The organism is Verrucomicrobiia bacterium (assembly GCA_026414565.1).
In the GTDB taxonomy this organism is placed as follows: domain Bacteria; phylum Verrucomicrobiota; class Verrucomicrobiia; order Limisphaerales; family Fontisphaeraceae; genus Fontisphaera.
This window is the reverse complement of record JAOAIT010000052.1, coordinates 24,672-43,902: the sequence shown is the minus strand read 5'-3', so window position 1 is coordinate 43,902 and position 19,231 is coordinate 24,672. Positions and strand designations below refer to the sequence as shown.

The following is a 19,231-nucleotide window of genomic DNA, read 5'->3' as shown; positions in this document are numbered from 1 at the left end:
CAGCAACCCAAAATTCCCATGATTATGCGTTGGAGCTTTTTAACGGAGATATACATCTGCTCGGTTGCCTGGTTGATGCTGGTGACAAGCTTATTAAAATTGGTTGGAATATTTGTTGCCAGCGGCGCGTTCCTGGGGGCGAGTGATCCCTTGCTGCCGTTCCTCAACAACGGGATGGTCATGGCAGCAGCGGCATGGGTGGAGATGGTTTGCTTCATATTGATTCGTTACGCCTTTGCAGAGAGTGTAATTCGGCAGCTTTTGGTGATTCTTTGGTGTGCTTTATTATTTGTCGTGTACAGGCTGGGATTGATTGCCATTGATTATCATGGATCGTGCAAATGCTTGGGGGGGTGGGTTGGGGTATTAGGTCTAAATGATAGTTGGGTCAATACGGCCAGCGTGATCGTATTAGCTTATTTCTTAATACCATCGGCTATTTTCCTATTTTTCACAAAAGAATTACTCCCTTCCATAAAACAAACCACATCGTCATCCGTAGGTTCAGGATTGCCAATTGTTGCGATGTTAACTGTGGGGTTGTGGGCGGCACCGGCAAAAGCTGCGGCCTCCGCTACCACCCTGAGTATTGAAGGATTGTATTTATATGAAAACTACATATTACCGAAACATAACAGAATAGAGTATGGAAGCCATGGCAGTTTCCGGATATGGATAAAATGGCCTCAATGGAGCATCTTCTACGACAGTCAATCCGCACCGACCAACAAATACGCCTTTTTTCGCAAAGAATATGCCACATGCAACGAAAAGGGCGTCATCATCGTTAAAGAAAAGAACCCTGGCTCTCATTTAAAGTCGGCGGAGCATAACATAAAAGAAGCTGCAATCTATCCTGGAGTTGTTCCTCCTCCATTTGAGGTCAACATCTATAATATATGGATTACCATGATCGCTCAACGTTTATGGACGAATGCTTTCGGATTGGGATACGCGCCAAAAATATCGGATGCGAGTATGTTTTACAACACGAATGCTCTTTGCGAGTATCAATATATGGAGAACAAAGGCGAAGACTGGCTGAGAAAACTTGTGTTCAGGGAGAAAGGAATCATATTTGGACGTGACGTGCATAAAAAAGCTGCGTTAAGTCATATTACACTCCCTGCACCTTATACGAATGGATATGAGCTGGCTGCCGTCACCTGGTATGAGGAAACAAACATTAGTGGAATAATTATTCCCACCTCGGCTGATATAAGATTCTTTGCGCCAGTAGCGAATGCTACATCCGCCAATCAGCTAGCGACCTGTTACCTTGCGAAAGTCAAAGTGAATAGCATCACCACCGATGAGCCAAAGGAGGGACCTCGAATACTTGAGAATGGTGAAGTGGCTTATGTGATTGATTACAGGTTCCAATCTAAAGGTGTCGCTGCTCTTACTTATATGACAACCAATGCATTCCCAGAGGCTAACGAAAAAAGGCTTGAATTGTTAGCGAGAGCATTTCCCAAACAAACGTTGGAGACAAGGGTGCTCACGCAATTGGGATTCGCGCCCGTTTCGCCTTGGAAAAATGTAAGAATCAACGCAGCAAGAGTACTGTTGGTAGCGGTCATTGCTTTTCCCATGTTTGTATTGGCGCGAGCATGGGCAAAAAAACGAAAAACAAAAGGACAAATATGAAAAGAACAATACACCTCATAATCAAAACATCACTGCTTGTACTAATAGGGGTACTTGTAACGGCGGCAGGGGTTTCGTTCTGTCCATGGGATGTTCGTAGTTATGGTCCCTGTGGGAGCTGGACTATGATTCTGCCTCCGGGCAATTGCGCTATCGGTGACTGCCTATATAACGAACGTTGTGTGCGCAACCACTCAGGCAATGGTGCATTCCTTTATTGCACCGAAACTAATGTTAGCTGCACAGCAACAGTGCAACTATATGGTCCTCCAGCTTGCAGTGTATTTGCAGGGACAGCTACTATAGCGTGTAATATGCCAACCGCCACTAGAATTGCGACGCTAGTTGTTTGCCCCAGGCAGTAATAATCATAAATGTTTAATGTAACATGCGGTTTTGGAGATATTTGAGCGTCCACTTCAAAACAATATAGGGTAGAATGATGAAATCGTAGCGAAACACGTCGAACAAACGGTATGACTTGCGCTGCAAGGTCTGGTGCCGGACGCCACGGTCACGGTGCGTTTCAGCCAAGGTATTCAGGTGTGCGGCCTGTACGAGGCGTTGCTGCACCTCACCAACTAACAAGGCGACGCTCGAGGGGTATTGAAAAGACATGCACGCTGGGGGACGCCCCCTTGGAACATGCAGCGCCTCTGCTTCCACCTGTTGGCTGAATGTGACGTGATAACGGGACGGAACGGTTTTTGAGTGGTGAGAGGCGCGGGTCGTGTATGGGCTGGTACGGTGCGCAGGCCGTGAAACCAAACGGCTTGAGATGTAGTTCAAGTGCATCAGTTGGAGATCGAAACGGCTCGTGAAAGTGGTGGCTGGGTGAAGCAGTGTGCCCCAGTAGAGAAAAAGACCTTCCGGAGGTCGCCGGCCGCCAGTTACTGGGCTGTTGAAAAGTCTTATTTGTGCAAAAAGCATGCGTACCCTTCCAATGATTTAGAGGTTAATATTTTGAAAAACATGCCTTTTCCAGTTGCTTGCTCGGGGCTGTACGGCCTGAAAAAGGGGAGTTTGAGGCCTCAATGGAAAATCTAATAACAGTCTAGAAAGTGATAAACTCATTCAAAACACGTTTCGCAAAGGTTTCTTTTTATATCTGCTTGTTTGTTTATATGGTCATTGCGTTTTCCTACCTCAATCAAGGGGTGGAAAGGAGCCCTACCGCCATATCCCGATTGGATTTGATGCATGCCATAGTAAGCGAGCGCCGAATTAATATTGATTCATATCATCATAACACTGGAGATAAAGCGTATCACGGAGGCCATTATTACAGTGACAAAGCTCCTGGAACAGTCGCCTTGGCATTGCCAGCCTTTTATTTCGGATCGCTGATGCTTAAGGCAGTGGATATTCCGCTCGATTCCGATTTTGGATGGCTGATCAGCAGTTGGGTGGCCTGTGCCGGCTCATTGGCTATCGTTACGGCTTTGGGAGCGGTGGCGATGTTTGCCTGGCTGAAAAAACGGGTGCCACCACAAACGGCCCTATTGATTACGGCCGGGTTTTTCTTGGGGGCGGCGCCGCTGCCTTATGCGACGATGATGTTTTCCCATTCATTAGCCGTTGGTTGCATTGCCATAGCTTTGTGGGCGTTGGATAGGCAAACCGGGCGGTGCGAGGGGGCAGGGGTGGGTCTTGCCAAAATAAAGGGCTGGGTGAGGCACCATCGTTACGAGTTGTTGGGGGGATTTGTGCTGGGTTGGGCTTTGGCGAGCGAATACACTGCCGGGCTTATCGTTGTGGGGATGATTGCGGTACTGCTTTGGGGGCAGTGGTGGCGGTTGTGGCCGGTGGGGTTGGGCGCATTGCCGCCGCTTTTATTGATCCCTGCCTATAGTTGGGCCTGTCTGGGAACGCCGTTTGCGCTGCCCTACAGTTATCAGGCCTCCTTTCCTGTTATGAAAGAGGGGCTGTATGCCATCAAATGGCCAGATGCGGAAACGGGCTTCAACCTTCTGTTCAGCGCGGCGCGCGGCTTGTTCTTCTGGTCACCATTTTTGCTGCTATCGCTGGTGGGGTGTTTTCGCCTGTTCCGGCAAGATCTGCGGGAGATGCTGCTGTATTATTTTCTGCCGGTGCTGCAGGTGGTGGTTATTTCGGGGCGGGTGTGGGACTGGCCAGCGGGGCCAACGTTGGGGCCGCGGTATTTGGCGCCGATGCTGCCGCTGTTGGCCTTGCCCTGCGCTTATGGGTTGCTGCGATTTCCCAAGTTGGGAACGGTGCTGGTGGTTTATTCCATTGCTCTAACCGTTCTGGCGACGGCCACGGACGCCTGTCCGGCAAATAAAATAAACAATCCCTTGACCCATCTGCATATTCCGCTCTTTCTCAAGGGCCAGTTTTCTTACAGCATTGGCGAGCATGTACTGGGATTGCCGCCGTATGTATCGTTTGCGGTGTACGCCGCCTTTCTGGCAGGCGGCTTGTGGTGGCTGTGGCGGCGGTTGGGGCGGGAGGGGGAGGCGTCCCCTCATGCTGAGGGGGTCAAGGAATGAAATGTGCGGCTACGATGGCTGGCACGGCGGGCGGCAGGCGGCTGGCCTACGGTGCGATGGCCATTTTGGCGTTGGCACCCCGGTGTTGGTTATTGGACTTCGAAAGCGGAGACTACCGAGGGTATCTGAGTCCATGGTATGATTATTTTGTGGAGCATGGACGGTGGAAGTCACTGGGGGATGATTTTTCAAATTATTACGTACCGTACTTGGTGTTGCTGTCGTTTTCCACACTGCTGCCGCTGCCTAAACTATATGCCATTAAACTGATTTCCATCTTGTTTGACTACGTAGCGGCCTGGCTGGTGGGGCGGCTGGTGTGGCATCGTTATCAAAACCAATTCTTGTCGCTTGCTGGTTTTACGGCGGTATTGTTTTGGCCCACTGTCTTGATGAACAGCGCCCTTTGGGGCCAGTGCGATATCATATACACTTCGGCGCTGTTGGTGGTGTTTTTGAGCGTATTGCAGCGGCGTCCTTGGATGGCGCTTGCGGCATTTGGCCTGGCCGTGTCTTTCAAGCCACAAGCAGTGTTTTTTCTGCCCTTTTTGGCCGGGCTGTTCTTATGCGGGCTTTTGCCTTGGCGGCTCCTTTGGGTGCCGCTGGCTGTTTATGCGGCCTGTGGACTGCCCGCCATCCTGGCAGGCAAATCCGTCTTAGCCGTGTTGGGTCATTGGCTGTGGCAGGAGAACCTGCCGCACCTGACCGCCGGAGCGGTCAATGTGTACCAATGGCTGCCGGCCGAGCCGCGCACGCCGCTGGCATGGCTGGGGATTGGATTGGCGGCCATCGCCTCCGGGGGGCTGATAGTGGTGTTGAAGCGGAATTGGGAAACCGAGGACCGCGATCAAAGGCTGGCCGCCGCCGCGCTTTTGAGCGTGCTCCTGCTGCCTTTCTTCATGCCCGGGATGCACGAACGATATTTTTTTCCGGCGGATTTGTTCGCGCTGGTTTATGCTTTTTTTGTGCCGCGGCGGTGGTTTTTGGCGATGTGGGTGGTTACCGCGTCGGCCTTGAGTTATCTGCCCTTTTTATTCGGGGTGGAGCCGGTGCCCCGCTCCATGCTGTCGGCGGTTATGGCGGCGGCTTTGGGAGTAGTTGCCAGAGATTTGGTTTTAGCGGTGGCGCACCCGGTGTTTGCCCCGGTCCGACACGGCTTATGAACACCGTCAGCGTCGTTATTCCTGTTTATAACGAGGAACGCCGGTTGCCCGGCTGCATTCCCAAACTTGTGGATTTTTTGGAGCGGCGGTGTGAGTGGGCGTGGGAAGTGGTGATAGCGGACAATGGATCCACTGATCGCACGTCATCCATCGCGGAGTCCATGGTGCGGGAGCATCGGCGAGTCCGTGTTACCCGAATTCCGGAAAAAGGCCGTGGCGGAGCGGTGAAAACAGCCTGGCTGGCGAGCGCGTCCGACATTCTGAGCTACATGGATGTGGATTTGTCCACGGACTTGGAGGCGTTCCCGGAACTGATTGAGGCGATTGCCTGTGGGGCTTATGATTTGGCCATCGGCTCCCGGCTGCTGGATGGCTCGCGCACGGAGCGGAGCTGGCGGCGGGAGGTGATTTCACGCGCCTACGTGGGCCTCTTGCGCCACCTGTGCCGGGTGGAAATATCCGACGCGCAATGCGGCTTCAAGGCCATCAGCCGGCCGGCGGCGCGCGCCTTGTTGCCGCTGGTGCAGGATAGCGGCTGGTTTTTCGACACTGAACTGCTGGTGCTGGCGATGCGGCGCGGTTACCGAGTGCGGGAATTGCCAGTGCATTGGACTGAGAATCGCGACAGCCGGGTGAAGCTGCTGCGCACAGCATGGGAAGATTTGCGGGGCTTGTGGCGGTTGCGGCAAACGGTGCCAACAGCAAGGTGTCCTGCCTTGCCTCCTGAGGGCGGGAAACCAGAGTAAATCCGGTTTTTCATGCGCGTTCGTTCGTCGGGAAAATTCTCCCATGACCCTGTTTTCAGGGAATTTGCGCGGCAAGTTATCCACAACGCTGTTTCGTCAAGTCACGGATGCGGTGAATAATTTGCGACCATGATTAAAAAACACGAATTTACGCAGGATTTGGCGTTTTTTAGGGGCCATGGTGGGAGGGCCGCCGGTGGACAAGTTGTGGATATCATTTTGTTGTCCGTACCGGATTTCGTGGTAATGTGTAACCAGTTCCTTGAAAGAACACGGCCGAAAGAGGCCCCCCGCAAGGAGGGTGTCGGAAGGCCAAGGATAATCCCAGGTGACTGGGGAAAAATCGGGCCAGGCTGGTTGGTCCGGTTCCTCATGAAGCGGTGATAAAAGACCGTGGAAAGAGGCATAATTCACCAGCTCCTCTGGCAGCGGTCGCGCGCTGCCAAACCCGCGAATGAGGAGCTGCGCAGCGAGGGGCGATGAGAAGCCGCCCCGAGTTGAGTCAAGTAACCGCAGGCTGGTTTCGGGCCGCGGTGAATCGCAGTTACCCAGAGGGTACGAGGTTGCTACTGCGTCCAGCACGGCGTCAAAGGCTCCGGCGGTAAAAATTAAATCCGCCACAAGAAAGACACCGAAAGGTGGGACAAAAAGGGCCGTGATGCCGGGAGGGACACGGGGCTGCGGCAAAGCCCGTGAAAACCCTCCGAGACGCCGGCGATGCAAGAACAACGCACCGCTGGCCTGTGAGCTAAAGGCAACCTGAGAGGTAAGAGGTCAGACCCGTGGCACCGGGCCAACGCCCCGCCAAAAGCGGGGGCCGTCCCGGCGCAAGGGGTCAAGACGCGGACGTGGAGTCGCAGACGTGTCTTGACCTGGTTCGCAAGCCGGTGGCGCAACCACCAGCCCAAGCGAGCTGAGAGGCCTCACTCAATAATCCTGTGACCGCAAGGTTCAGGACGGCCCTGCTATGAGGCCGGAAACTCCGCTTGCCGTGGAGAATAGCGTCGGGAAGCCGACAGCCCAAGTGGCGCCTAATGTCGGCACGGGAAAGAGAGCGTGGCGAACTCCCACCCCCCACTTCCGCCCCTGTCGGGCCGCAAGGCTCGGCAGGGGCGCAGTGTTTATAGGGGGGCCATCGCGTCATGCTTGGGCGGAGGTGTGTCCCCAGAAAAATGTAACTTTTTTGTCACAGAAGACTGGACATCCTTCTCAATCCGTGTTTTCTTTTGGCGCGTCCCAGTGACCGCAGTAATGAAGCCATTGACACGCTGCCGCCTTGAGCGCCTGCCTCGCCTTGTTTCGGGTGCGGGTGGCTGGTTGCCTGTGGTTTTGAATTAAGTTGGATTTATGCAGTCCCATTCGTTTCGTTGTTCGCTCAGTCGCAATGTTTTAGGTGTCCTTGCCGCTGCCTTGAGCATGGGGTTGATGGCATTGGCAACGGCGGCGGAGGGTCCGCCGGTCATTACCAACAATTTGCCTGGCACGTTGATTGTGCTGCAAGATTCGGCGGCCACATTCAGCCTTGGCGCTGACGGCACGGCCCCGTTGAGCTACCAGTGGTACCGGAATGGGAACCCCATTACTGGCGCCACTGCCTCCAGCTACACGCTGCCCTCCGCGCAGCCGGCGGACGATTTGGCGCAGTTCTTCGCGGTGGTGACCAACAGCCTGGGGCGGGCCACCAGCGCGGTGGCGGTGCTGCGGGTGGATCCCGGAGTGCCGGGGCCCTCGTATGGCACCAATTTGATCACGATTGCCAACACGGTCTGGCGCTACAACCAAAACAGCGGCGATTTGGGCACCGGGTGGAAGGAGCCCTCTTATAATGACAGCGCCTGGCCGACGGGTTTGGGACTGCTGGGTTATGAGACCACACCCGAAGTCTATGCGCCGTTCCAATTTCGCACGCCCTTGACGGCTCAGGCCAATGGCGGGCAGGTGACGGTGTATTTCCGGACCAAGTTTAACTTTAATGGCGATCCGGCCATGACGACGTTGGTGGCCAGCAACCTGATTGATGACGGCGCGGTTTTTTATTTGAACGGCGTTTATGTGGGTAACATCCGCGTGGGGTCCGCCCCCAATCATTCCTACAGCACAGGGGCCGACACCACCAAAGACCCGGAAGGGGTGATTTGGGACGTCATCAATATCCCCTCCACGGCCTTGGTGCGCGGTGAAAACACCCTGGCCGTCGAAGTGAAGCAGTCGGGCACTGCCAGCAGCGACATCGTGGTGGGCATCGAGCTGTTTGCCACGGTCAGCTCGCGGGTGCGGGACACCAACGGGCCGGTGGCGGCGCGCATCATTCCGACACCGGGGCTGGCGGTATCCAAGCTATTTACGGTGGAGGTGCTTTTTGATGAGCCGGTCACCAATGTTAACGCCAGTGATTTGCTCATCAATGGTGTGCCGGCTGCCAACGTCATTTGGCAGCCGCCCACCTCTTACATTTTCGAGTTTCCCCAGCCGCCCACGGGGGTGGTGACAGTGGCTTGGGCGCCGAATCATGGCATAACGGATCTGTCGCTGGCGGCCAATCCTTTTGCTGGCGGCCAATGGACCTATTTGCTGGATCCCAATATGGCGCTGCCGCCGCTTTATATTAGCGAATTCCTGGCCTCCAACAGCGGCGGATATACGAACGTAATTCGGGATGAAGACGGTGAATATTCGGACTGGATTGAGATTTACAATGCCGGGACCGAAACTGCCAACCTGGACGGTTGGTTTCTTACGGATGATCCCGCCAACCTGACCAAATGGCGTTTTCCGGCGGTCTCGCTGGCCGGCAACCGTTATCTGGTGGTCTTTGCTTCGGGCAAGGACCGCCGCAGCCCCAATGGCCGGTTGCATGCCAATTTCAATCTGGCCCGCGAAGGCGAGTACCTGGCACTTGTCAGCCCCCGCACCAATGTGGTCATGCAATTTGCGCCGGCGTTTCCACCGCAGCAAACGGGGGTGTCGTATGGTTTGGTCACGGGGACGACCAACACCTTTGGCTATTTTGTGGTGCCCACTCCCGGCAGCGCCAACACCGCGGCGGGCGCGGGATTTGCGCCGGAAGTCAGATTTTCGCGAACTGCGGGGACTTTCTGGAATAATTTTTATTTGGAGCTCTCGACGCCTCACTCCAACGCTGTGATTCGCTACGTTACCGGCAATGCCCAGGTGACGGAGACATCGCCGATTTACACCGGCCCCTTGTTGGTCACCAACACCGTGCTGGTGCGGGCCCGGGCTTATGTGCCGGGGCTGTTGCCTGGTCCGCGACGGAGCGAGGCATTCATTCGCCTGGATAATTCGGTGCTGACCAATAAGAGCGACCTGCCGCTCATCATACTGCATGACTATGGCCAGGGTGATCCGCCTACTTCCAAACCCGATTGGTTTGTCATCTGCCAGGTGTTCATGCCCAAAAATGGGGTGTCGTCGCTGACCAACAAACCGGATTTATCATTTCAGGGCATTTTCCACCGCCGCGGCTCCAGTACGGTGGGGCAGACGAAAGCCAACCTGCTGGTGGAAGCGCAGGATGAGGCCGGCAATGACATGGACGTGCCTTTCTGCGGTTTGCCGGAGGAGAGCGACTGGGTGCTGTATGCGCCCAATAATTTTGATCGTGTGCAGATTCATAATCCGGTGGCGCATGATATCTACCGGCAGATGGGCTATTACAGCTCGCGCAATCAGATGGCGGAGTTGTATTTGCAGGACGATGCCGGGACCATTGGGCCGGTGAAACAAGCCGATTATCATGGGATTTATGTGGTTTTGGAGAAGATCAAGATCGGTAAGAATCGTTTGGACATCGGCAAGGTGCGTCCGGAGGAAACCAATGTAGTGAACATCACCGGCGGTTATTTGGTGAGCGTGGATCGGGCGAATACGGGAGAATCCCAATTCACGGCGGGCAACCAGACGATGAACTATCTGGATCCGGATTACGCCGAGATGGTGAGTGCCGCTTACACGCCGCAGCGGAATTATTTGAACAATTTCTTCAACAACTTCTATACCGCCCTGACCGGAGCCAACTGGCGGGACCCGGTGGTGGGCTATGCCGCCTACATTGATTCCATCGCCTGGGTGGATTACCACATTCAAAACGTGGTCACGTTCAACATTGATGGACTCCGCCTCAGCGGATATCTGCACAAGGAGCGGTGGGATCCGGAGGTGCGGGGCAGCGGCAAGTTGAAGTGGGGGCCGCAATGGGATTATGATCGCACGCAAGGCTCGGCTGACGGCCGGGACTTCAATCCGCGTTTGTGGCGCAGCACGGCGGGCGATTTGGGAACCGACATGTTCAACAGTGCCAGCATTTTTGCCAACCCGTGGTACAGCCGTTTATTCCAGGACATTGATTTCTGGCAGCTCTGGGTGGATCGCTATCAGATGTGGCGGCAGAGCGTGCTTTCGCTCACCAACATCCACGCGATGATTGATTACTACGGGAATCTCATTCGGAATGCCCATCCGCGCGACATGGCGCGGTGGCCCGAATATGCGCCGCGCTCCGGCACGCAAAGCGGTTCGGGTTACAGTTACACGTTCCCCTCGCCGGGCACCTTGCAGGGCGAGCTTACGTGGATGAAATTCTGGTACTCCAACCGGTTTGATTTTATTGATGGCCAATTTGTCCGGCAGCCCACGAGCAACCGTGAGGGGGGAGCGGTTACGCCGGGCACGACGGTGACGCTGACGGGGCCGGGGGTGGGTACGGTCTATTACACGCTGGATGGACGTGATCCACGCGCGCCCGGGGGCACGGTGGCGCCGTATGCGCTGACCTATACCGGCCCCATCACGCTCACCAACAATGCCAAACTGGTGGCGCGGACCTATAATGTCAACCACACCCATCTTACGGGAGCAGGGAATCCGCCGCTCATCAGCAAGTGGTCCGGGCCCTTGACGGCCACGTACGTGGTCGCCACGCCGCAACTGGCGATAACGGAAATCATGTACAATGGGGTGCGACCGCCCGGCAATACCAACAGCGCCGAGCAGTTTGAGTGGATTGAATTGAAAAACATCGGGACCACGGCCATTCCGCTGGCTGGTTATCGCTTTACCAATGGCTTTGATTACATCTTCCCGAGCAATGCCCCTGTTTTGGCCCCCAATGCCTATATTGTCATTGCCAAGAATCCTGCCGCCTTCAGTGCCAAGTATCCCGGCGTCACCAATGTGGTGGGTGGTTATTATGGCTTTCTAGACAACGCCGGCGAGCGCCTGACATTGGTGGGCAGCTTGGATGAACCCATCGCCAACTTTGCCTATAACAACTCCTGGTATCGGATGAGTGATGGTAATGATTTTTCGCTGGTGCTGGCCAATGAGTATGCGGCGTTTTCCACCTATACCAATCGTGCCACGTGGCGCCTTAGCACGCTGGAAGGTGGCTCCCCTGGGGCACAGGATCCTGCTCCCGCCAGCATCCCGCCAGTGTACATTAACGAGGTGCTGGCATTTCCGCTGCCCGGACAGAAGGACGCGATTGAGTTGTATAATCCCAATAACTTTGCCGTGGATATCAGCTATTGGTATTTGAGCGATGATTTCGGCACGCCCAAGAAGTATCGCATCCCGGCGGGCACTATCATTCCGGCCAACGGCTACCTGGTGTTCACGGAGGACCAATTCAACGCGCCCGGTGCTCCCAACGGTTTTGGCTTGGGCGCCCGGGGGGATGACGTTTATCTGTTTTCAGCCAATGCCGCCGGGAAATTAACGGGTTACTATCATGGCTTCGACTTCGGCGCGGCTCCCCAAGGCATGACGTTGGGAAGATTGGTGGATAGCGTGGGGGACGACAAGTTTGTCCTGCAGGCGGCTCCCTCGCTGGGAACCAATAACGCTGGTCCCGCCATCAGCCCGGTGGTGATTACGGAGATCATGTATCATCCTCCCGATATTATTGAAGGCACGAATGTGATCGCCAACTACCGGGATGAGTTTATCGAGTTGTACAATCACACCGCGTCACCGGTGGCTTTGTATGACGTGGATGCGCCCACCAACACCTGGTTTCTCCGGGATGCAGTGACGTATGTGTTTCCCATGAACACGGTCATGCCGCCGCGGAGCTATCTGCTGGTGGTGCCCTTTGATCCGGCTCTGGATCCGGCGGCTCTGGCTGCGTTTCGGGCCCGGTATCAAGTGCCGGAGGGTGTGCCCATATACGGCCCGTGGGAGGGCCGCCTGAATAATGACGGGGACATGGTGGAGCTGGTGCGCCCCGGCGTGCCGGCGTTGCTGGCCGGGACGGGGCTGTATGCCATACCGGAAATCCTGGTGGACAAGGTGGGATACAGCAACACCACGCCCTGGCCGTGCGGGACTTCCGGCACCGGCAATTCTCTGCAGCGATTGCAGGCCAATGCTTTTGGCAATGAACCGGCCAACTGGGTGGCGGATGTGCCCACACCAGGCGGGGCCACTGTGCCGAAGCCAGCCGGGCTGCCGACGATCGTTAATCATCCCTTGCTGCGGGTGATTCCTGTGGGCGGGAGTGCGACGTTCAACGTGGGCGTTTGCGGTTTGCCGCCATTCTATTATCAGTGGCAGTTCAATGGCACCAACATCCCCAACGCCACCAATTCCTTCCATACGGTGGCCAACGCGCAACTGACGCAGGCGGGCCTTTATTCGGTATTGGTTTCCAACGCCGCCGGGACGGTGGCCAGTCTGCCTGCCCAATTGTATGTGCAGACGCCGCCCGGTATTGCGCAAAATCCGCAGAGCCAGACGGTGCTGGGATATACCACCGTAACCTTCAGTGTCACGCCGCAAGGGACGCCGCCGTTCTGGTATCAATGGCGGTTTGACGGAGGGGACATTGTTGGCGCCACCAACCAAACGCTGGTGTTGACCAACGTCCAAGGTTCACAAGCTGGGGCTTACAGCGTGCGGGTGTACAACACCGCAGGTTCGATCATTAGTGCCAACGCCATGTTGACGGTGAATCTGCCGGCCAAGATATGGACGCAACCGGCTGATCTGCGGGTGACGAATGGCACGACGGCCAACCTTTCGGTGGTGGCAAATGGGCATGGCGCGCTCTCCTACCAGTGGTTTTTCAATGGCACTCCCATTCCCGGGGCCACCACCAACAGCCTGGTCATCACCAATTTCTCCCTGGCTCAGGAAGGTTACTATTCCGTCCTGGTGACCAATGTGTTTGGAGCAGAACTCAGCCGGCAGGCCTTTGTCAAATGGCTGCTGTCACCAGTCATCACGCGGCAGCCACAGGCCAATCAGGTCCTTACCGCCGGCTCCAACCTCGTGTTATCCATTGAATACAATGCCTCCCAGCCGCATGCCGTTCGGTGGCAAAACCCCAACAACGCCGTGCCTGGTTATGACTTTGACCGGAATAGCCCGGTGATGGTGTTGGAGAATGTGCATGTTGGACTGGCGGGGGTGTATCGGGCCACCATCACCAACGAGCTGCGCACCAACGGCCTGAGCAGCGGCCTGGCGTTTGTGACGGTGGTGGAGCCGCCGCGTCCGGTGCAGGTCTTGCAGGGCTCCAATGCCACTCTTGCCGTCCGATTTGGCGGCCAGTCGCAAACCTTCCAATGGATGCGCAACGGCACCAACATCTCGGGGGCCACCACCGCCACCCTGACCTTGCCCAATGTCCAGCCGGAGCAGGCCGGGGAATACATTTTGGTGGTGCGCAGCGGGACGGTTTCCAACCTGTATCCCGTGCAGTTGACGGTGCAAACGGAGGGAGTTGCGCCGGTGATTACGGAGTCGCCCACCAATCGCACGGTTATTACCAACGGTTACACGATGTTTGTTACTGCGGTTACTGGCACTGAGCCGCTGGCGCTGTACTGGTATCACAATCGCACGAACTGGCTGACCAATGCCGCTTCTTCCATCCTGACTCTGACCAACCTGGCGTTGGCCCAGAGTGGCACTTATCAGCTTGTGGCGAGCAATGCTTATGGCATGGCTACCAGTGCCACTGCAGTGCTGACGGTGGCGGAGCCGCCCGGACTAGTGTTTGCGCAAACCAACCGTTACATCCGGCGGGGGGCGAGTTTTGCGCTGACGCCCACCATGACCGGGACGGGGCCTTTTACCTACCAGTGGTACCGGAGTCCCGGCACGCTGCTGGCGGGGGCCACGGGGATGCAGTTGGCGTTTGAAGATGCCCAGCCGGAGGCCAACGGGGGTTACTACGTGGTGGCGAGCAATGCGGTGGGGGTGGCCACCAGCGCGGTGGTGCAGGTGTGGGTACTGGATCCGCCGGTTGTGACCCAAAATCCCGCCAGTGTGAATACGACGGTGGGCGGGTCTGTCACGTTTACGGCTGCGGCCTCAGGCGCGGCGCCCCTGGCTTATCAGTGGTTCTTCAACAACAGTCCGTTGCCGGGGGCCACCAGCGCCACCCTCCAGATCACCAATGTGCAGCCGCAGCATGCCGGACAATATTATTTGCGTGTTACCAACCTGGTAGGCTCAGCCTTCTCTGCCACGGTTGCCTTGACGTTGGGCAGCCTGGATTCGGACAACGATGGACTGCCGGATGAATGGGAGGCCCAGTACGGTCTGCAAACGAATAATCCCAACGATGCCCAGGAGGATAGTGATGGCGACGGGCTCACCAATCTGCAGGAGTACATCGCGGGCACGGATCCGCGGAATCCGGCCAGTGTGTTGAAGTTGTCCATCCAGCCAGCTAACGGTGGGGCAGCCGGGTTGCAATTCCAGGCGATTTCCAACAAGAGCTACACCATACAGTATCTTGATCGCGTGGGCGCCACGCAGTGGCAGCGCTTCCTGGATGTGGCTCCGGCGCCCACCAATCGCCAGGTGGGCATCACCAATCAGGGCGGGCCGTCCCGGTTCTACCGCATCGCCACGCCGCAACTGCCTTGAGCTGACAGGGGGCTGCATTTTGGTTTCGCCTGTCGCCGGGGCAGGCGGTTATGCTTGGGGCATGGGGCAACAGGAACAGTACTATCGTCATAACGAGGCGTATGCCGAGTTTCTGGCGGGGTGGGACACGGCCTTTTATGCCAAATACGCGGACACGCTGCGCCCGGACAGCCCCGGCAGCCGGGTGTTGGATGTGGGGTGTGGCGTGGGGCAGGTAGTGGCGCGTTTGTTGAGTCAGGGCTTCGAGGCGCACGGGGTGGAGGTCTCCGAGCCGAATATTCAGCGCGCCCGACAAATCAGCGAGCATTGCCGCCTGTATGATGGGCGACATTTACCCTACCCGGATCAATTTTTTGAGGCGGCCGGCGCTTTGAATGTTTTGGAGCACGTAGAAGAGCCCGAGGCTTTTATCGCGGAGATCGTCCGAGTGGTGGCGCCGGGCGGGAAGGTTGTCATTTCCAGTCCCAATTTTTTCCGGGCCCTGGGCTTTCGCGATTACCATCCCCGCATGCGCGGTCCTGGCAACAAGTGGCGCAACTGGCGGCGCCAGCGCGAGAAGCTGCGCCAGATGCGCGAGCAGCCCGGGGCGGTGAAGTTTGATCGCATGACGCCCATCGTCAAGGAACCGTTCACCCCGGATGATGATGCCATCGTGGCCACCAACGCCCGCGAAATCGCCTTTTTTCTGGAGCGCAACGGCTGCCGGATCGTGCGCATGGAATGCACGGATCGTTACGTGCCCAAGCCATTGGATTTTTTGCTGAACGCGGGTCCCTGGCGTTTCTACATGTTTAACGCCTTCGTGGTCGCCCGGAAAAAATGACGCCGTCAGGGGGCTGGTGGCCAGGCTTAGCGGCGCGAGGCCGGACTGGGACTGCGGTTGGGAGCGGTGGTCATGCGGATGGGGCGGATGAGGCCCTGAGCTTCGTAGTCCACTTTTTCGACGCAAATCTGGCGCAGGCCCCGATAGGGGCCGTCGCCGGTTTGATTTTCCCAGCGGTGATAGAAGATGAGCCATTCTCCGGTGCGCGGATGTCGCACAAAGGAGTGATGGCCGGGGCCTTTGCGCGTTTCGTCACTGGTTAAGATGGCGCCCCGGTACGTCCACGGCCCGATGGGGGAGGGCGCGGTGGCATAATGCACGGAGTAGGAGGCATGACGCCAGCTTCCGTGACTGTAAGAGAGATAGTATTGGCCATGGTCGAAATGCATGAAGACGCCCTCGGTAAAGTTGGGAGGAGTTTGGACGGGGATTTCCTTGGCGAAGGTGAGCAAGTCCGGGTTCATTTCAAATACGCGCAGCCTGGCGCCGGCACTGCCGCCGGCGTAGAAGTAGGTTTTGCCGCTGCGGGGGTCTGCAAATACCATGGGGTCTATGGCTTCAAAGCCCTGGCCGCCGGTCAGCAGGGGTTTGCCGGAGTCCTTGAAGGGTCCGGCGGGAGAATCGCCGACGGCCACGCCGATGCGCGAGGGGGTGGGATTTTGCGGGCCCACCGAATAGTAAAAGTAAAACCTGCCGCGAGCGGGCAAGATGGCCGGGGCCCACGCGTGATGGCGTTCCTGGCCGTCGTCCTTGACCCAAGCCACGTCCTTCAAATCCAACAGCGGGCCGTGACGCTGCCAGTCGGTCAGGTTGGTGGAAGAGAAGGCGAAGAACCGCTCTCCGCGTCCATCGCTCCAGGTGGGGTAAACCCAGAAGGTATTGCTCAGCACCATCGCATGAGGGTCGGCCCCATAAAGAACAGGGTTGGGAAAAGCCATGGAATCGGCAGCCGACATCCCCTTCAATACCCAGAGGCACGTCAGGAAACAGTAGATTGAGGGTTTCATGGGCCTACTGGGGGGCGGGGAGGTCCAGATGAGTTAGATACCAATCCATAGAACGTGCCAATCCCTCGGTTACGGTTTCCAGTGGTTCGTAACCCAGCTCTTGTTGCGCCTGGGTAATGTCCGCCAGCGAATGGCGGACATCGCCGGGCCGGAAGTCTTTATAAGCAGGCGGCGGCAATTTGAGGTTGGGCCTGGCCTGGTGCAGGTGCGCGCACAAGAGGCCGTGCAATTCGTTCAAGGTGGTGCGTTGTCCCACGGCGATATTATACACCCGGCCGGGCGGCAGTTCTTTTTCGGTGAGGGCCGCCAGGAGATTGGCCAGGACTACGTTGATGACCGGACAGAAATCGCGGCTGGTCAGGCCGTCGCCATAAATTTCCACTGTTTCTCCCCGCATCAACCGGGCAATCCAGCGGGGGATGACCGCAGCATAAGGGCCCTCGGGGTCCTGTCGTGGACCGAAGACATTGAAATAGCGCAGTCCGATGGTTGGCAGGCCGTAGCAACGCTGCATCACGCCGGCATAGATTTCATTGATGCATTTGGTGGCTGCGTAGGGGCTTAGCGGCTGCCCGGTGCGGGCCTCCACTTTGGGGAGGTCGGGATGGTCTCCATAGACAGCGCTGCTGCTGGCATAGATGACCCGGTGGACGCCGGCTTCGCGGGCCGCGTGAAACACGTTGAGCGTACCGGTGACATTGACGGCGTGACTGCCCAGGGGATCGGCGAGGGAGCGAGGCACCGAGCCGAGAGCCGCTTGATGCAGGACGAGGTCCACACCTGCACAGGCGCGCCGGCACTGCTCCAGGTCGCGGATGTCGCCTTCGAGCAATTCAAATTGTCCCCACTGGCGGGCGTTGACGGATTTTTGCACTTCTCTCAGGTTGTCCTTCTTTCCCGTGGAGAAGTTGTCCAGGCCGCGCACTGGTTGGTCCCACTTCAGCAGGGTTTCCACCAGGTGGGAGCCGATGAAACCGGCGGCCCCGGTGATTAGCCAGCGGCGCGGCTGGGCGCGCAGGCGAGCTTCCAATTGTTCCATGCGGGTCATGCGCCCCTCTTGGGTATCACCGCCGGCGCGGCCAGTGCAATAAAAACTGCCGGCGCCGGCGATTTTCGTTGTTCAGGAGGGATGGGGAAGCGCAGGGGAGGGGGGTTGGCCGCCCCATTCGTTGAGGGAGCGCTCCTCGCCGTGATGGGGGGCGGATTGAAGCTGCAACAGCTCGAGGGCTTCACCCACGAGGTAGAGGGAGCCGCAGATCACCACCAGTTTTTCCTCCCGGGCGGCGCGCAAGGCCTCCGCCAGATTGACATGGCAGGAGATGGGGCAGGAGGGATCCTCCGGGCCGCAGCCCTCGCGCAACTCGGTGGCGGTGGCGGCCCGCTCGCTGCCGACGGTGACGAGGAGCATGCGCCGGGCCTGCTGGCGGAGGGTCTGCAGCATCTGGGGCCAGTTTTTATCGCGCAAAATGCCCACGATCATGGCGGGTTTTTCCTGGGGATAAAGCTCGGCGAGGGCCTGGCACAAGGCCGCCACGCCGCCTGGATTGTGGGCGCCGTCCAGCACGAACTCCTGGCCGGCAAGGCGCACCCGTTGCAAACGCCCGGGCCAGTGCACCTGTTCCAGCCCGGCGACGACATCGGCCCAGTCCACGGGCAGGAGGTGTTGCAGGGCGTGGGTGGTGGCGATGGCGGTGGCGGCATTCAGGCGTTGGTGCAGTCCCAAAAGAGGCAGCGCCAGGCTGGCGGCGGCCAGTGTAAAACGATCGGCGTGGTGAACTTCCGTCAGTGGCGCCTGCAGCTCGGCGGCGCGGCGGCGGATGACCTGGGCCACTTCAGGCCGGTTGGCGGCCAGGATGACGGGGGTGTTGGGTTTGATGATGCCCGCCTTTTCCCCCGCGATTTCCGGAAGGGTGTAGCCGAGCCATTTTTCGTGATCGTAATCAATATTGGTGATGACGCTGGCCAGGGGCTGCACAATGTTGGTGGCGTCGAGCCGCCCGCCCAGGCCGGTTTCCCAGATGACCAGCTCACAGCGGCATTCAGCGAAATACACCAGCGCCATGAGGGTGACGACCTCAAAAAAGGTGGGAGGGTCAGTGGCGCTCAAGTCCGAGACCAAGGGCTTGAGCTGCCCGGCCAGCCGGGCCACATCGGATTGCGGGATACATTGGCGGTTGATCTGGATGCGCTCCGCAAAGGCCACCAGATGCGGGGAGGTGAACAGGCCCACCTTAAGCCCCTTGCGGCGGTAAATGCTTTCCAACATGGCGCAGGTGGAGCCTTTGCCGTTGGTCCCGGCAACGTGGATGAATCGCAGGTGTTGCTCGGGATGGCCGGCGGCGGCGGCGAGCCGCACCATGCGCTCGAGACCGGGCTTGGCGCCGAACATCTGCAGGCTTTCCAGCCAGGCGATGGCTTGCGAATAGTTCAAAGC

At 57.5% G+C, this 19,231-nt stretch carries 11 protein-coding genes; 6 read left to right on the top strand and 5 right to left on the bottom strand.

Going from position 1 to position 19,231, the window contains the following annotated elements:
- The first annotated feature begins 18 nt into the window (after positions 1 to 18).
- Complete coding sequence (locus tag N3J91_11895; protein MCX8157126.1) at positions 19 to 1,650, top strand: hypothetical protein; 1,632 nt, start codon at positions 19 to 21, stop codon at positions 1,648 to 1,650.
- 378 nt (positions 1,651 to 2,028) lie between these two features.
- Here the strand turns inward: N3J91_11895 and N3J91_11890 are convergent, their stop codons facing one another.
- Entirely contained in the window at positions 2,029 to 2,580 is a 552-nt protein-coding gene (locus N3J91_11890; protein ID MCX8157125.1) for a hypothetical protein, read from the bottom strand.
- Positions 2,581 to 2,711: 131 nt separating this feature from the next.
- Between N3J91_11890 and N3J91_11885 the strand changes: the two genes are divergently transcribed.
- Genes N3J91_11885 through N3J91_11875 form a run of 3 tightly spaced genes read left to right on the top strand, consistent with a single transcriptional unit; the run spans position 2,712 to position 6,069 of the window.
- Positions 2,712 to 4,160, top strand: coding sequence for a hypothetical protein (locus N3J91_11885; GenBank protein ID MCX8157124.1), 1,449 nt, complete (start codon positions 2,712 to 2,714; stop codon positions 4,158 to 4,160).
- A complete protein-coding gene (locus N3J91_11880) occupies positions 4,157 to 5,323 on the top strand; it encodes a conjugal transfer protein TraL (protein ID MCX8157123.1) in 1,167 nt (388 codons plus the stop codon). Before N3J91_11885 ends, N3J91_11880 begins: the two co-directional genes overlap by 4 nt.
- Positions 5,320 to 6,069: a glycosyltransferase family 2 protein gene (locus N3J91_11875; GenBank protein MCX8157122.1), complete on the top strand. Its 750-nt coding sequence runs from the start codon at positions 5,320 to 5,322 to the stop codon at positions 6,067 to 6,069. The genes N3J91_11880 and N3J91_11875 overlap by 4 nt, the downstream gene beginning before the upstream one ends.
- Positions 6,070 to 6,165: 96 nt before the next feature.
- Here the strand turns inward: N3J91_11875 and N3J91_11870 are convergent, their stop codons facing one another.
- The gene (locus N3J91_11870; protein MCX8157121.1) at positions 6,166 to 6,690 is read right to left on the bottom strand and encodes a hypothetical protein; all 525 of its coding nucleotides are present in this window, start codon (positions 6,688 to 6,690) and stop codon (positions 6,166 to 6,168) included.
- A gap of 726 nt (positions 6,691 to 7,416) precedes the next feature.
- On the opposite strand from N3J91_11870, the gene N3J91_11865 reads away from it, so the two are divergent.
- Together N3J91_11865 and N3J91_11860 are read left to right on the top strand one after the other, a co-directional pair.
- A complete protein-coding gene (locus tag N3J91_11865; GenBank protein MCX8157120.1) occupies positions 7,417 to 14,967 on the top strand; it encodes an immunoglobulin domain-containing protein in 7,551 nt (2,516 codons plus the stop codon).
- 61 nt (positions 14,968 to 15,028) lie between these two features.
- Complete coding sequence (locus N3J91_11860) at positions 15,029 to 15,790, top strand: class I SAM-dependent methyltransferase (GenBank protein MCX8157119.1); 762 nt, start codon at positions 15,029 to 15,031, stop codon at positions 15,788 to 15,790.
- 26 nt (positions 15,791 to 15,816) lie between these two features.
- Here the strand turns inward: N3J91_11860 and N3J91_11855 are convergent, their stop codons facing one another.
- The 3 genes from N3J91_11855 to N3J91_11845 all read right to left on the bottom strand — a co-directional run bounded on the left by N3J91_11855 (position 15,817) and on the right by N3J91_11845 (position 19,228).
- Positions 15,817 to 16,797: a family 43 glycosylhydrolase gene (locus tag N3J91_11855; GenBank protein ID MCX8157118.1), complete on the bottom strand. Its 981-nt coding sequence runs from the start codon at positions 16,795 to 16,797 to the stop codon at positions 15,817 to 15,819.
- 4 nt (positions 16,798 to 16,801) lie between these two features.
- A complete protein-coding gene (locus tag N3J91_11850; protein ID MCX8157117.1) occupies positions 16,802 to 17,845 on the bottom strand; it encodes an SDR family oxidoreductase in 1,044 nt (347 codons plus the stop codon).
- A gap of 72 nt (positions 17,846 to 17,917) precedes the next feature.
- On the bottom strand, positions 17,918 to 19,228 hold the full coding sequence (locus tag N3J91_11845) for a bifunctional folylpolyglutamate synthase/dihydrofolate synthase (protein MCX8157116.1): 1,311 nt from the start codon (positions 19,226 to 19,228) through the stop codon (positions 17,918 to 17,920).
- Positions 19,229 to 19,231: the final 3 nt, after the last annotated feature.

Bases quoted from the DNA above. Each gene is read 5' to 3' on its own strand.
- N3J91_11895 (MCX8157126.1), top strand. From the start codon at position 19: ATGATTATGCGTTGGAGCTTTTTAACGGAGATATACATCTGCTCGGTT.
- N3J91_11890 (MCX8157125.1), bottom strand. From the start codon at position 2,580: ATGCTTTTTGCACAAATAAGACTTTTCAACAGCCCAGTAACTGGCGGC.
- N3J91_11880 (MCX8157123.1), top strand. From the start codon at position 4,157: ATGAAATGTGCGGCTACGATGGCTGGCACGGCGGGCGGCAGGCGGCTG.
- N3J91_11875 (MCX8157122.1), top strand. From the start codon at position 5,320: ATGAACACCGTCAGCGTCGTTATTCCTGTTTATAACGAGGAACGCCGG.
- N3J91_11865 (MCX8157120.1), top strand. From the start codon at position 7,417: ATGCAGTCCCATTCGTTTCGTTGTTCGCTCAGTCGCAATGTTTTAGGT.
- N3J91_11860 (MCX8157119.1), top strand. From the start codon at position 15,029: ATGGGGCAACAGGAACAGTACTATCGTCATAACGAGGCGTATGCCGAG.
- N3J91_11855 (MCX8157118.1), bottom strand. From the start codon at position 16,797: ATGAAACCCTCAATCTACTGTTTCCTGACGTGCCTCTGGGTATTGAAG.
- N3J91_11850 (MCX8157117.1), bottom strand. From the start codon at position 17,845: ATGACCCGCATGGAACAATTGGAAGCTCGCCTGCGCGCCCAGCCGCGC.